Origin of the sequence: Flavobacterium marginilacus (assembly GCF_026870155.1) — a bacterium.
Taxonomy (GTDB): domain Bacteria; phylum Bacteroidota; class Bacteroidia; order Flavobacteriales; family Flavobacteriaceae; genus Flavobacterium; species Flavobacterium marginilacus.
Map to the genome: position 1 here is coordinate 4,559,110 of NZ_CP113975.1, position 13,104 is coordinate 4,572,213.

General features: G+C 34.6%; 13 protein-coding genes. 3 read left to right on the plus strand and 10 right to left on the minus strand.

Annotation, left to right across the window (positions count from 1 at the left end):
- Positions 1–67 precede the first annotated feature (67 nt).
- The 3 genes from OZP07_RS18950 to OZP07_RS18960 all read right to left on the minus strand — a co-directional run bounded on the left by OZP07_RS18950 (position 68) and on the right by OZP07_RS18960 (position 2,096).
- A complete protein-coding gene (locus tag OZP07_RS18950) occupies positions 68–487 on the minus strand; it encodes a VOC family protein (protein ID WP_281636337.1) in 420 nt (139 codons plus the stop codon).
- A 111-nt stretch (positions 488–598) separates the two neighbouring features.
- Positions 599–1,093 (minus strand): hypothetical protein, encoded by a 495-nt coding sequence (locus tag OZP07_RS18955; protein WP_281636338.1) that lies wholly within the window; start codon positions 1,091–1,093, stop codon positions 599–601.
- A 208-nt stretch (positions 1,094–1,301) separates the two neighbouring features.
- The gene (locus tag OZP07_RS18960; RefSeq protein WP_281636339.1) at positions 1,302–2,096 is read right to left on the minus strand and encodes a DUF2797 domain-containing protein; all 795 of its coding nucleotides are present in this window, start codon (positions 2,094–2,096) and stop codon (positions 1,302–1,304) included.
- A gap of 223 nt (positions 2,097–2,319) precedes the next feature.
- Here OZP07_RS18960 and OZP07_RS18965 point away from each other — a divergent pair, with 223 nt between their 5' ends.
- Together OZP07_RS18965 and OZP07_RS18970 are read left to right on the plus strand one after the other, a co-directional pair.
- Positions 2,320–3,846: a GH3 auxin-responsive promoter family protein gene (locus OZP07_RS18965; RefSeq protein ID WP_194641845.1), complete on the plus strand. Its 1,527-nt coding sequence runs from the start codon at positions 2,320–2,322 to the stop codon at positions 3,844–3,846.
- Positions 3,847–4,056: 210 nt separating this feature from the next.
- Positions 4,057–6,273 (plus strand): TonB-dependent receptor domain-containing protein, encoded by a 2,217-nt coding sequence (locus OZP07_RS18970; RefSeq protein WP_281636340.1) that lies wholly within the window; start codon positions 4,057–4,059, stop codon positions 6,271–6,273.
- Positions 6,274–6,492: 219 nt separating this feature from the next.
- Here the strand turns inward: OZP07_RS18970 and OZP07_RS18975 are convergent, their stop codons facing one another.
- From OZP07_RS18975 to OZP07_RS18985, 3 genes are read right to left on the minus strand one after another with little or no spacing between them, the layout of a single operon-like run.
- Positions 6,493–7,029 (minus strand): SRPBCC family protein, encoded by a 537-nt coding sequence (locus tag OZP07_RS18975; RefSeq protein WP_281636341.1) that lies wholly within the window; start codon positions 7,027–7,029, stop codon positions 6,493–6,495.
- A 12-nt stretch (positions 7,030–7,041) separates the two neighbouring features.
- Positions 7,042–7,476, minus strand: coding sequence for a VOC family protein (locus tag OZP07_RS18980; protein WP_281636342.1), 435 nt, complete (start codon positions 7,474–7,476; stop codon positions 7,042–7,044).
- A gap of 45 nt (positions 7,477–7,521) precedes the next feature.
- Positions 7,522–7,926 (minus strand): SRPBCC family protein, encoded by a 405-nt coding sequence (locus OZP07_RS18985; protein ID WP_281636343.1) that lies wholly within the window; start codon positions 7,924–7,926, stop codon positions 7,522–7,524.
- Between the two features lie 353 nt (positions 7,927–8,279).
- Between OZP07_RS18985 and OZP07_RS18990 the strand changes: the two genes are divergently transcribed.
- A complete protein-coding gene (locus OZP07_RS18990; RefSeq protein ID WP_255549677.1) occupies positions 8,280–8,405 on the plus strand; it encodes a hypothetical protein in 126 nt (41 codons plus the stop codon).
- Positions 8,406–8,671: 266 nt separating this feature from the next.
- Here OZP07_RS18990 and OZP07_RS18995 read toward each other — a convergent pair whose 3' ends face one another.
- The 4 genes from OZP07_RS18995 to OZP07_RS19010 all read right to left on the minus strand — a co-directional run bounded on the left by OZP07_RS18995 (position 8,672) and on the right by OZP07_RS19010 (position 12,739).
- Positions 8,672–8,953 carry a hypothetical protein gene (locus OZP07_RS18995; RefSeq protein ID WP_194641939.1) on the minus strand — a complete coding sequence of 94 codons (282 nt, stop codon included), beginning with the start codon at positions 8,951–8,953 and terminating at the stop codon, positions 8,672–8,674.
- Positions 8,954–9,107: 154 nt separating this feature from the next.
- Positions 9,108–10,340, minus strand: a complete 1,233-nt coding sequence (clpX, locus tag OZP07_RS19000) for an ATP-dependent Clp protease ATP-binding subunit ClpX (RefSeq protein ID WP_281636344.1) — start codon at positions 10,338–10,340, stop codon at positions 9,108–9,110.
- An 84-nt stretch (positions 10,341–10,424) separates the two neighbouring features.
- Positions 10,425–11,099, minus strand: a complete 675-nt coding sequence (gene clpP, locus OZP07_RS19005; RefSeq protein WP_281636345.1) for an ATP-dependent Clp endopeptidase proteolytic subunit ClpP — start codon at positions 11,097–11,099, stop codon at positions 10,425–10,427.
- 314 nt (positions 11,100–11,413) lie between these two features.
- Positions 11,414–12,739, minus strand: a complete 1,326-nt coding sequence (locus tag OZP07_RS19010; protein ID WP_194641852.1) for a trigger factor — start codon at positions 12,737–12,739, stop codon at positions 11,414–11,416.
- Positions 12,740–13,104: the final 365 nt, after the last annotated feature.

Below are 13,104 nucleotides of genomic sequence, written 5' to 3' on the forward strand. Positions count from 1 at the left end.
TTCCTCGGAATGACAAACTGTGCGTACAATTCAGTGAATTCGACAAATTTGATTATTATCATTACTATTACCTAACCTCATCAATTGGTTCCCAAAGTTCTATTTTATTTCCTTCAGAGTCCATGATGTGAATGAATTTTCCATAATCGAAGGTTTCCATTTCATCAAGGATAGTCACGCCGTTGGCTCTCAGATTTCCCACAAGTTCCTCGATATTTTGAACTCTGTAATTAATCATGAATTCCTTTTTGGATGGAGAAAAATACTCACTTCCGCTCTGAAAAGGACTCCACTGCAATTGATTTACTTCATTGGGTTTGTCTATATTTCGAGATTCGAAAGTGGAACCCCATTCATTGACATCAAGCCCTAAGTTTTTAGCATACCATTCTCTGGTTTCTGAAGGATTGTCAGAGAAAAAGAAAATCCCGCCGATTCCTGTTACTTTTGGAGTTGTGTCTTCTGGTTTGTTTTTTGAATCTTCCATAATGTTTTTTAAAATTTATTTAGACTCTATTTTCAATTGCCAAATCATCAAAATACAAACCCATCTTTACATTAAGACAATTGTCCTAGTGATGTTGTAGCCTTTGGGAGTTTAAATTATAAACAATTCCTGTTTTGATCTCCCAAATTTAATTTTAAAATCTATATTTTCATTTAATTTAATTCTATTTAAAAATTCTTTTGTTGAAGTAATAGTCAATCCATTGAAATTTGCAGAAAGTATCTCTTCAACATCAGTTTTGTAAAAATTTAAAAACTTAGCATTATTAAATGATTTTAAATCTTGAAGATTAAAAAGATGATCTTCCTCTAAATTGAAATCTATGTAAATTTCATGATAAAGATTCTGACTTTCTGTATTTTCTATTAGTCTGGAAATAGAAATATAAAAATTTGTCAACGGATATTTTTCTAGTATAACAATTAAAATTTTGGGTACAAAACAGCGTCTTCTTTTCTTATAATATTTGTAATTTTCTCCACTGCTTTGTTTGACATCTGAAAGTAAATCAATCAAAAATTCATTGCGAAATGATTCCAAATTGTGAAGTAATTTTAAATTCGATATTTGTTCGTTATAATCCATATACTTTTTATTTAGAATAGTTTGCGTATAGTTCTCGATAAATTGTCACCAACTAATAGAATACGTGATAAACTTCTATAAAAACGCTGAAAAATGAGTAAAACAAAATTATTTACTTTCCAATCTCAAATATATCGAATTTATTTCTAAAACAAATAATCTTGTTTATACCGCTAAACTTGATGGCACGCCCAAATGACAATAAATTTTATACATTAATCGAAACTACATAACCTTCAAAACCACGTACATTGAAAACAGTTCCGTCTTCAAAAATCAGGTACTGCCCTTTGATTCCTGCCAGCTTTCCTGTGAAATGAGGTGTTTTCTCCAGACTTAAGCTGGCTATTTTTTTGGGATAACTTAAAACTGGGAAATGCATTTCGTACAAGTCATTTTTGTCCAAATGATAAAATTCCTGCACTTCGGCTGGGATGAGATTTTCAAGCTTTAATTTCTCGGCAATTAAATCAACAGGCAGGACATCGTTTTGAAGCATTTTACGCCAGTTGGTTTTATCAGCATAATGATTTTTTAGGGCAACCTCGGTGATTCCAGCCAAATATCGGTTGGGCACTTCGACGATTGAAATCGCCTGAGTCGCTCCCTGATCAATCCATCTTGTAGGCATTTGCGTTTTGCGTGTTACCCCTACTTTGACTTCGCTGGACAAGGCCAAATAAACGATGTGAGGCTGTAACTGCACTTTTTGTTCGTATTCCAAATCACGGTCGGCAATGCCAAGATGTGCGGTACTCAGCTCGGGTTTCATGATCCAGTCGCCCACTGCCGGACTCGAATAAAAGCAGTCGTAACAGAATCCCTGACGGAAAATTTTCTTCTTTTTATTGCAGTTCAAACATTGGTAGCCTTCAAAATTAATTTCCAGCTCCTTGTTTAACAGCTGATTCATGTTTAAAAAACTGTTTTCGAAAACCAGATAATATTGGATGGGATTCCCGAATTCTGTCTGCATTTTAGAAAGTACTCCTTGGTATGTCATTGGGATTTTAGATTGTTAATTTATGATTGCAAATGGCTGGACTATTCGCTTGAGTTTTGAATATTTGATAAAAATCGAATTGTTTTTTACAAAAAAACACTATTTTTGGTACAAGAGCAAAGTTAGCATTTGTCAATCGATATTCAAATTTTAAATTTCTGTCTTTTTCTATTTAGGAAAAAATCCGAGATCTAAAATCGTTAATCTAAAATCTAAAATCTCCATGCCTTTATCCATTATAAATTCTATCGCTTCTTGGTTCTTGAAACAAAGAATTCACCAAATTGAGCTTTTCCTGAAGTATCCAAATGAGGTTCAGGAAGAATTGCTGATGAATTTAATTCGGTCATCCGAAGAAACGGTTTTTGGCAGACAATACGAGTATTCCTCAATAAAATCATACAAAACCTTTAGCGAAAGAGTTCCGATTTCTTCCTACGAAGATTTGGAACCATTTATAGAACGTACCCGTCAGGGCGAACAAAACGTGCTCTGGAACACTCCCGTAAAATGGTTTGCCAAATCCAGCGGTACTACCAATGCCAAAAGCAAATTTATCCCGGTAAGCAATGAAGCGCTCGAAGATTGTCATTACAAAGGCAGTAAAGATCTGCTGTGTTTGTATTTGAACAACAATGAAGAATCGGAGATGTTTGTAGGCAAAAGTCTGCGTCTTGGAGGCAGTTCCCAGATTTATGAAAACAAGAATACTTTTTTTGGCGATTTATCGGCCATCTTGATTGAAAACATGCCTATCTGGGCTGAATTCAGCAGTACGCCAAGCAGTAAAATTTCCTTAATGAGCGAATGGGAAACCAAAATGAATGCTATCATCAAGGAAACCCTAAATGAAAATGTGACGAGCTTTGCCGGTGTTCCTTCCTGGATGCTGGTACTTATGAATAAAGTATTGGAAGAAACCGGAAAAACAAACCTAATGGAAGTCTGGCCCAACTTGGAAGTATACTTTCACGGAGGTGTGAGTTTTGACCCGTACCGTGATCAATACCAAAAAATTCTTCCGCAAAACCAATTCAAATATTACGAAATTTACAATGCTTCCGAAGGCTTTTTTGCCATTCAGGACATAAATGGCTCCAGCGATTTACTGTTAATGCTGGACTATGGAATTTTTTATGAATTTATTCCAATGGACACTTTTGGCACACCAGACCAAAAAGCAATTCGATTAGCCGATGTTGAATTGTTTAAGAACTACGCTATGGTGATTACTACCAATGGCGGTTTGTGGCGTTATTTAATTGGTGACACTGTACGTTTTACTTCTTTGGATCCTTATCGCGTTCGAGTGACTGGACGCACCAAACATCACATCAATGTTTTTGGAGAAGAATTAATGGTCGAAAATACTGATCAGGCTATTGCCAAAACCTGCAAAATAACCCAAACCGAGGTAGTCGATTATACGGTTGCGCCTATTTTTATGAAAGACAAGGAAAAAGGAGCTCATGAATGGATGATTGAATTCAAACAGGAACCAAAAGACATCACCGCTTTTCAAAAAATTCTAGACGAAACTTTACAGTCTTTAAACTCTGATTACGAAGCCAAACGCTACAACAATATGACACTGAATCCGCTGGTGATTAATGTCGCCAGAGAGCGTTTATTTTATGATTGGCTCAAAGAATGCAATAAACTGGGAGGTCAGCACAAAATCCCCCGTTTATCCAACAAAAGAGACTATCTTGAGCAATTGAAAAAAATGCAGCACTTTGTTAACTTCTAATGAAAAAACTATTCTTTCTTCTAATTATTTTAATCGTTTCCTCCTGTTCTTCTAGTCGTGTATGTGGCGGAAGTGGCGGCAAACGATGCGTGCAAACAGCAAATCCATCCAATACTCAAAACTTTTCTTAAATATTTCTATCTCTTCTTGTAACATTTTTTGATTTTGAAGGTCTTGTATGCAATCATCAATCAAAAAATCATTCAATTAATGAAATCAACAGTATTAGCCTTATTGCTGCTTAGCACAACTATTATATTTGCGCAGGAAGCCAAGACAAATGGAGAAAATTCTCCAAAAGTCGAAAAAGATTCCATCAAGGAAAAAGTCAATGCTCTTAACGAAGTGACTGTAACTGCCCAAAAAAAATACATCAAGGTAGATTCGGACAAAACGACAATCAGCGTGAAAGATAACGGCATGCTCAACAGCGGGAGCAGTCTTGAAGCCGTAAAGAAATTACCTGGCGTAATTACTTCACCAACCGGCGGAATTTCTCTAAACGGAAAAGCGGTTACTATTTATATCGACGGCGCACCAAGCACATTATCTGGTAATGATTTACAAAATTACCTAAACACACTGCCAGCCAACGCTATCGAAAAAGTAGAATTAATCTACAATCCAGGCGCTTCATTTGATGCTAATTCCAGCGGATCGGTAATTAATATCGTTACAAGTTCCAAAAGAATGAAAGGTGTTAATGCCAGTTTTAACATCAATTATAATTTTAATAAATACCAAAAACCAAGCCCGCAGATTCTTTTAAACGGAAAAGAAAAAGAATTGAGCTGGCAGACAATGCTGGGCTATAATTACATTGACAGCGAACAGAAAACCAGCAACTTACAGGAGTTTACCGCTTTTAATCCAATGCAGTATCTAAAACAGGAAAACTTTACCGTAAACACAAACAGAAACTTGTATTTTAGATTAGGCACCAATTACAAACTGACTGAAAAATCGAATTTATTATTCAATTACAACGGAAATTATGCCAATGACAGATCCGTTTATGATGCAACAACAATGGGCGATGGCATTGATTATTTCAATCAGGGAACGACAAAAAACAAAAACAATAATCACGAAATCAGTCTGCAGTACAAGACCAAACTTGACACTTTAGGAAGAACGCTTGATATTACCGCTTTCAGCAATTTATTTGACAAAAAACCAATTACAGAATCGAATGCGATTGATCATATTTCCAATGCAGATTCATTTGCCAACAGCGGTCTTAATTTTGATTTAAAAAATTATTACCTGAAATATGATTTTGCAATTCCATTCAAAAAAATGGATTTTTCAATCAATACTGGCGGTAAATTCAATGTGCTGGAAGTAAATGACCTTGGGAATTATTACACCAATTCAGCAGCAAATAGGATTGATTTCGATTACTCGGAAAACAATCTGGCGTTCTATGCCGAAGCCCGAAAAAAGATAAAAAAATTCAATTTTACCGCTGGACTGCGTTTTGAAGATTACCATGTAGAACGAATCACAAATACTCTGACGGAACCGATAAAATTCAAAAATACCAATCTGTTTCCAAATGCAAGTGCTATTTATGAAGTAAATGACAATGTAAATATTTCGGCTTCGTATTCTAAAAAAATCAATCAGCCGAATTACAATAATCTGGATCCAAACAACGGGAATGCTTTTGATCAATACAACACTTCGCAAGGAAACCTTTTCCTTGATCCAACGTATTTGAACAACTATGAGTTCAAAATTACAGCGATGCAGTTTATACAGCTGGGAATGAATTACACTGCTTCCAAAGACAACAACCTATTTGTTTTCAGTGCCGATGCCGATGCAGCTAAACCTGTGAGCAACCAAACGTATCAGCAGTTTGATCATTTTAATACCTTTAGTGCTTATGCCAATTTCCCGATTCCGTTAGATTATATTTTCAAAGGAAAAGAAGAATTTAAAAAACGAATGGGTAACATCGATGAGATGAATTACATTTTTGTGAACTTTAACTATATCAAATCGGATATTAAAGGCTATGACTTCCCTTATACCAATAAAGCTATTTTTAATTATGCATTCCAGTCGCAGATTATGCTTCCTTGGAAAATAAAGAACTCAATGATGTATTTCTACCTTCCTCCGGGAAATTGGCAGATTTACAAAATAACCAAACCTATTCAGCAGTTTGACATTTCATTCAACAGGGATTTCATGGATAAGAATTTAAAAATAGGCCTGCATTGTTTTGATGTTTTCAATCAAAATGAAGTAAATGCATTGATTGCCGGCGAAAATTTGAATACCTCCTTTAGACAAAAACAAGATTCCAGAACATTCCGTATATCATTGACTTACAATTTCGGAAATCTGAAAATGCAGAATGAAAACACCAATATTGAAACCGAAAAAGTAAAAAGCGGCGGGGGCATGATGAAGTAAATATCGTTTAAACATTTAATTACCGTTTAAACATTTTTTACCATTAAGATATTAAGATTATTAAGCTTGACTTCTTAGGTTTAATAGTCAAAAATAAAGCCTGCATAAAAAAGAAGACCGTTCAAATTCATCATTGAACGGTCTTCTTTTTTGTATAAAATCACTAAGAAGTTCAGGCATATAATCTAAATTTCTTAATTCTTAATGGTAAAAAATAAATTAAGGCTGGCTTTCCAAAATCTTTTTCACATTTGCCAAATTTTGTTCTTGGTCTTTTTTGACAAAACCTTTAAAGACAAAAGACATTAAATTAAGAGGATAATCAGCATGTCCGTAAAATTCGTTAGTCAGTTTGGTCTGATTATCAGAAACAGCTTCGACAATTGTAGCGGCTGTATTATCACCTTTCATAGGTTTTTCAAAATGTAAAGCAACATCAATTCTGCTGTCTGTTATTTTTGTAATCTGCTGAGAACCTTCGCCTACGTTATCATCCAGACTCACCCAGGAGGATTTGGCCCCCACAGTTCCGTCAATTCCTGTATATTCGATTTTTACGTTTGGATCTTTCATTACCCAGACACTGTATTTTTCCTGATTTTTAATCATTTTCACATAATCAAAAACCACTGCCTGCGGTTTATTAATTGTTGTAGAAGCCGATATCGAATAATCTTTTGGAACAACCATTGCTATAATCAAAAGCAAAGCAATAATTCCAACTATTCCAATCCCTATAAATTTCAGCACTTTCATATCTAAAGACTTTTATTTAGCAGGATTTTCATCAAAATTAACCATCCAGTGAATTCCAAATTTATCCACAAACATTCCAAAATAAGCGCCCCAAAAGGTTTTATTCATTGGCATGAAAGGATTTCCTCCCGCTGAAAGCCCGTTAAAAATTCTATCAGCTTCCTCAGTACTTTCTGCATTAATCGAAATCGAAACATTGGAACCAAAAACAACATCACCGCTGGCATCATTACTATCGCTTCCCATCAAAACGGTATCACCTATCGGCAGACATACATGCATGACTTTATTTGCATCTGCCTCTGATAATTTCGGGCTGTTTTCATCCGAAGGCATATCACTAAATTTTCCGATATACGGAAATTCTCCACCAAAAACAGATTTATAAAATAGAAATGCTTCCTCGCAATTTCCATTAAAAATTAAATACGGATTAACTGCTGCCATAATTTTTTAAAATTTTAATTGTTTGTTATTTTCCTAATATTATTTTTAAAGACACTCTGCATATTTTTTAAAATTATCCAAAATAGTCTGCCATCCTTCCCGCTGCATTTCTTCTGAATTTATATTCTCGGGATCAAAACTTTCAATAATTTCGACTCCATCTTCCAGGCTAACAAAATAAATATCAACTTTTCGGCCGTCTGCCATTTTATATTCTATCAAGGAATGATTTTCCATTTTTGTATATTCGCCTTCAAAATCAAAACTCATCGTTCCGTCTTTTGAAGCCATAGTAGACTTGAATTTCCCTCCAGTCCGCAAATCATTTTCAGCATAAGGAGTGTGCCAGTCATCAGAGGCATAATTCCATTTTGTAATGTGTTCTGGAGTAGTCCATAATTTCCATACTTCATCTATTGAAGCATCTATTTTGCATTTAACCGTTATCATAACAAATTATTTTTCCCATAAATTTAACAAATATTCTAAAACAAAACTCTTTTTTAACTACAAAAAAGCTACTGTATAACGCAGGCAGAAAGCAATCTATAATATTGAAAAGAAAATCATTTTGATTACTATTTCTAAGCATTGAAGCTGTAAAAATTTCATCGCAGAATAAATACAAAAGCCTAAAATTGCAGTTTAGAGAATCAGGAACAGAAATTTTTTTTCTAAACTTGAAAGAAAAATAAAGAAACAATCATGACTGCTTTTTAGCGAAGCTTTTGACAGCCATAAAATGTCTGGGGATTTCAGCATGAAACAAGAGTCCTTTTATCAAATACAAAAATGGCTGTAAATTGATAGCCAGCGGTTCCACACTTCATAAAACCGATATTCAGGAAGCATTCATTCTGGATTCTCAAGGCATCCCGATTGCCTGCGATAAAGAAGATGTAAAAAAATATAAATTTGAAATAAATTAAACAGCAGTATTGATAGGCAAATTTAAATCAATTTAAGCATCCATTTAAAAGGAAAAGAAAAACACACTTTTGAAAAAATAATTTCAAATTGACTCACTAACTGAAATTCCTTCAGAAATGGGCTGTTTCAGAGCTATTAACAACGAAGTCGACGATTAGTTTTACTTTATCCGGCATTATTTACAGGCTGTTTTTGATCACATTACCGAATAAAAAAAGCCCAAAAAGCATTCATTTTTTGGGCTTTTTTGTTTTAAAATTCTAACTTATTTTTTGATATACAACCCAATAATCATCATTGCAAGAGCGAAAAACAGCCCTACAAACCATTTTACTAAATCGTATTTGGATTGTTCAATCTTTGCAGTTAGCTGCATTTCAAGTTTTAATAAATCTTCTTTATTTTGACTTTTAAATTCTGTTTGCTGGTGTTTTACTTCATTGACAACCGTTTCCTGCACTATTTCAGCAAAAATTCTTGCCTTTTCATCAGACAACTTAAGGTCTTTCCTGAAAATATCGTACAATTTTATTTCAGTTGTGCTCATTGATAATTCTTATTTAAAAAGTTCCAAGCAAAGTACAAATGTATCAATTATTTTTTATTAGAATATTTTCACAGCCTTAAAACTAATGTCTACACTTTTTTAAGCTAAGAAACAGATGCTTTTGAATTTTATTTTGATTCCGTTTGAGCTTGAATTAAGAAGCAATCTCCAAACGTTTCAATAAATTTTTATTCAATGTTTCTTTGGCGTATTCCATATCGATCTCTAATTTTTTATCATCAGAACTTGGCAGTTCATACATAGCGTCTGTTAAGATTGCTTCACATAATGAACGCAGTCCACGGGCACCTAACTTGTACTCCAATGCTTTTTCAACAATAAAATCCAAAGCTTCATCAGTAATAGTAAAATCAACTTCGTCCATCAAAAACAATTTTTGATATTGCTTGATTAAAGCATTTTTTGGCTGCGTCAAAATCGCACGAAGTGTTTCTCTGTCCAATGGATCCATGTGTGTCAAAACTGGCAAACGTCCAATAATCTCAGGGATTAATCCAAAATCCTTGATGTCTTTTGGAATAATGTACTGCAGTAAATTGTCTTTATCAATATTATCCGCATTTTTGGAAGTCGAATAACCTACTGCCTGACGGTTCAAACGTTTTGAAATAATACGTTCTACTCCATCAAAAGCACCACCGGCAATAAACAAAATGTTCTGCGTGTTTACCTCAACAAATTTTTGATCTGGATGTTTACGTCCTCCTTTTGGCGGTACATTAACAACAGTTCCTTCCAATAATTTCAATAAGGCCTGCTGTACTCCCTCTCCCGAAACATCACGGGTAATGGAAGGATTATCGCTTTTACGGGCAATTTTATCAATTTCATCAATAAAAACAATTCCTCTTTCAGCTTTGGTTACATCATAATCGGCAGCCTGCAAAAGACGTGTCAAAATACTCTCAACATCTTCCCCAACATAACCAGCTTCGGTAAGAACCGTTGCATCAACAATGGCAAGAGGTACATCCAGCATTTTGGCAATTGTTTTTGCAACCAAAGTTTTACCTGTACCAGTCTGCCCTACCATAATGATATTGCTTTTTTCAATTTCTACCTCATCGTCCAACTGCTGCTGCATCAAACGTTTGTAGTGATTATAAACCGCAACAGACATTACTTTTTTGGTCTGCTCCTGCCCAATTACGTATTGATCCAGAAAAGCACGAATTTCTTTTGGTTTCTTTAAAATTAAATCACCGACGAGTTTCGAACCTCTGTTTGTTTTTAATTCTTCCAGAACAATTCCGTGTGCTTGTTCGATGCATTTATCACAAATGTGTGCATCGATTCCAGCAATCAATAAATTGGTTTCCGGTTTTTTCCTTCCGCAGAAAGAACATTGTAATACTTGTTTTGCCATTCTTTATAGTCTAAAGCCGAAAGTCTTAAAGTCGAAAGTCTTAGCATTGCTTTTGACTTTCGACTTTCGTCTTTCGACTATTTTTTATCCTCTTCTCAATACCTCATCAATCATTCCGTATTCTTTGGCTTCATCAGCGATCATCCAGTAATCGCGTTCACTGTCTTTGTGCACTTTGTCAAAAGTTTGACCTGAATGATGTGAAATGATGTGGTATAATTCATCTTTCAGTTTCAGCATTTCACGCAAGTTGATTTCCATATCTGTAGCAACACCTTGTGCTCCTCCTGACGGCTGGTGAATCATTACTCTTGAGTGTGGCAGAGCCGAACGTTTTCCTGCTGCACCCGCACACAAAAGAACCGCTCCCATAGAAGCCGCCATTCCAGTACAGATAGTAGCAACATCTGGTTTGATGTACTGCATGGTATCATAAATCCCCAAACCAGCATAAACGCTTCCTCCAGGTGAATTCAAATAAATCTGAATATCCTTTGAAGCATCTGCACTTTCCAGAAATAATAATTGTGCCTGAACAATATTTGCAATCTGATCATCGATTCCTGTGCCAAGGAAAATAATTCTGTCCATCATCAGTCTTGAAAAAACATCCAATTGAGAAATATTCAGCTGACGCTCTTCAATTATATAGGGAGTCATGCCTTTTGGATTCATTGCCGATACTATTTTATCATAGTACATTGCATTTACTCCTTGACCTTTAATCGCAAATTTTTTGAATTCTTTTCCGTAGTCCATGTTTTTAAGTTTAAAAGTTTGAAAGTCTAAAGTCTGAAAGTGACTTTAAACGAATAAAACAAAGTTCATACCCTTTTTATAAATGATGCCAATTTGTCTTCTTATTATATTTTATAAGTTTGAAATTTATGAAATAAAAATTTAAGACGTAAGCTTAAAACTTAAAAAAAGAGCGTCAAAAATTATCTTTTGACGCTCAAATATAACTATTTTTTATCTTTCCATATCTGTAATAAAATCTTAAAATTTGGAATACAACTAATAAAGTTCCACTCCACAACTTTTGACTTTAAAACTTTTGACTTTCTGCTGAATTATTCTCCGTAAGACGCGGCGATAAATTCTTCGTAAGTTACTTCTTTAGTAGTTGGGTTTGCTTTTTCTTTGAATAAATCCAATAATTTAGCAGCAACCACTTGATCAGAAAGTCTTTTTACTTCTTCTTGGTTAGATAAAACTCTAGCCACAATTCCCTGAACTTCTTCATCAGTTGGGTTTGTTTGTCCAAACTGCGCCATTTGCTGTTTGATTGCATTTGTTGTAAACGCTTTCAAATCATCAAAAGTAATCTGGATATTACTTGCAGCCATTGCTTTTCCTTCGATCAATTGGAAACGTAAACCTCTTTCAGATCTTGCGTATTCTACGATTGCTTCTTCTGGAGTTAATTGTTTTTCTCCAACAGTCTGCAGCCATTTGATTAAGAATTCAGAAGGCAAGTCAAATTTGGTATTTTCAACCAAAAAGTTTTGAACGTCTGCCAATAATTTTTGGTCTGCCTGCTGTGCAAATTGAGACTCAGCATCTTCTTTGATTTTTGCTTTCAAATCTTCCAAAGAAGCAACATTTCCTTCTCCGAATAATTTGTCGAACAATTCCTGGTTCAATTCAGCTGGCTCAGAAACATTGATAGCAGAGATAGTAAAATCAACATCAATTGCTAAATCATGTACATTATCGTGACCAACTTTCAGGTAATCCATCAATTGGTGATCGTCTTGGAATAAACCTTTTGTGTTTACTGTAACTACATCTCCAACTTCTTTTCCGATAAATAAATCAGCAGTCGCTTTGTCTTTGAATACATCTAAAGATAAAGTGGTTTTATTATCAATTCCGTTTTCAGCATTTGTAAAAGTTCCAGTAACATCAGCATCAGCAGTTACTTTTTCAACTGGATTTGCATTACCAAATTGTTTTTGGATACGAGCTACTTGACCATCAATTAATTTATCATCGGCAGTAACAACATATTTTACGATATCATTTTTAGCTTCAAGATCCAATTCAAAAGAAGGAACCAAACCAATTTCGTATTCAAAAACCAATTCTTCTGCATCCCAATCCAAGTTTTCGTTTTCTTTAGCAAGAGGAGTTCCCAAAAGGTTCAATCTTTCAGATTGTACAAAACGCTCCAAAGCCAAATCCACTACTTTCTTAACTTCTTCCTTTTTGATAGCTTTACCGTATTGTTTTTCAACAAGGTCTTTTGGTACTTGTCCTTTTCTAAAACCTTTTACAGTCGCCAAAGGCATTTTTTCGTTTATTCTTTTCGCTACTTGTCCTTTGTAATCCATGTGAACAACTGTCATCACAATCGTTTCATTCACAGCGTCTATTGCTACTCTTTTGATATCCATCTTCTTCTTTAATTTACATTATAAAATTGGGTCGCAAAATTACAAAACTTTTGCAACCCAAACAAGTATTTTAAGATTTTGAATTTTACAGGAATTTGTTGTGATTTTAAGCCGTTTATACCACAAATACAATTGGTTAAAATAATTTGGGCTTGACCAAAAGGGTCAGGCTTTCCGCTACAAGTCCTCGCTCAGTTCCGCTATTGCTTCACTGGGCTGTGGGCTTTTCACTTCAATCCTTCACGCGGGATTTGGTGAAATTATAAAGATTTTTGTTGTTTATGACTTCAATTTCATAAATGTGTCTTTTGACAATTTGCTAAGAATTGTTTATATATTAGCACGACGAACAAGAGAAGTTTAAT

What these genes read in the sequence shown, in the direction of transcription:
- OZP07_RS18955 (WP_281636338.1), bottom strand. Translation starts at nt 1,093, where the DNA reads ATGGATTATAACGAACAAATATCGAATTTAAAATTACTTCACAATTTG.
- OZP07_RS18985 (WP_281636343.1), bottom strand. Translation starts at nt 7,926, where the DNA reads ATGATAACGGTTAAATGCAAAATAGATGCTTCAATAGATGAAGTATGG.
- OZP07_RS18995 (WP_194641939.1), bottom strand. Translation starts at nt 8,953, where the DNA reads ATGAGCACAACTGAAATAAAATTGTACGATATTTTCAGGAAAGACCTT.
- OZP07_RS18960 (WP_281636339.1), bottom strand. Translation starts at nt 2,096, where the DNA reads ATGACATACCAAGGAGTACTTTCTAAAATGCAGACAGAATTCGGGAAT.
- OZP07_RS18970 (WP_281636340.1), top strand. Translation starts at nt 4,057, where the DNA reads ATGAAATCAACAGTATTAGCCTTATTGCTGCTTAGCACAACTATTATA.
- OZP07_RS19010 (WP_194641852.1), bottom strand. Translation starts at nt 12,739, where the DNA reads ATGGATATCAAAAGAGTAGCAATAGACGCTGTGAATGAAACGATTGTG.
- OZP07_RS18950 (WP_281636337.1), bottom strand. Translation starts at nt 487, where the DNA reads ATGGAAGATTCAAAAAACAAACCAGAAGACACAACTCCAAAAGTAACA.
- OZP07_RS18965 (WP_194641845.1), top strand. Translation starts at nt 2,320, where the DNA reads ATGCCTTTATCCATTATAAATTCTATCGCTTCTTGGTTCTTGAAACAA.
- clpX (WP_281636344.1), bottom strand. Translation starts at nt 10,340, where the DNA reads ATGGCAAAACAAGTATTACAATGTTCTTTCTGCGGAAGGAAAAAACCG.
- clpP (WP_281636345.1), bottom strand. Translation starts at nt 11,099, where the DNA reads ATGGACTACGGAAAAGAATTCAAAAAATTTGCGATTAAAGGTCAAGGA.
- OZP07_RS18980 (WP_281636342.1), bottom strand. Translation starts at nt 7,476, where the DNA reads ATGGCAGCAGTTAATCCGTATTTAATTTTTAATGGAAATTGCGAGGAA.
- OZP07_RS18975 (WP_281636341.1), bottom strand. Translation starts at nt 7,029, where the DNA reads ATGAAAGTGCTGAAATTTATAGGGATTGGAATAGTTGGAATTATTGCT.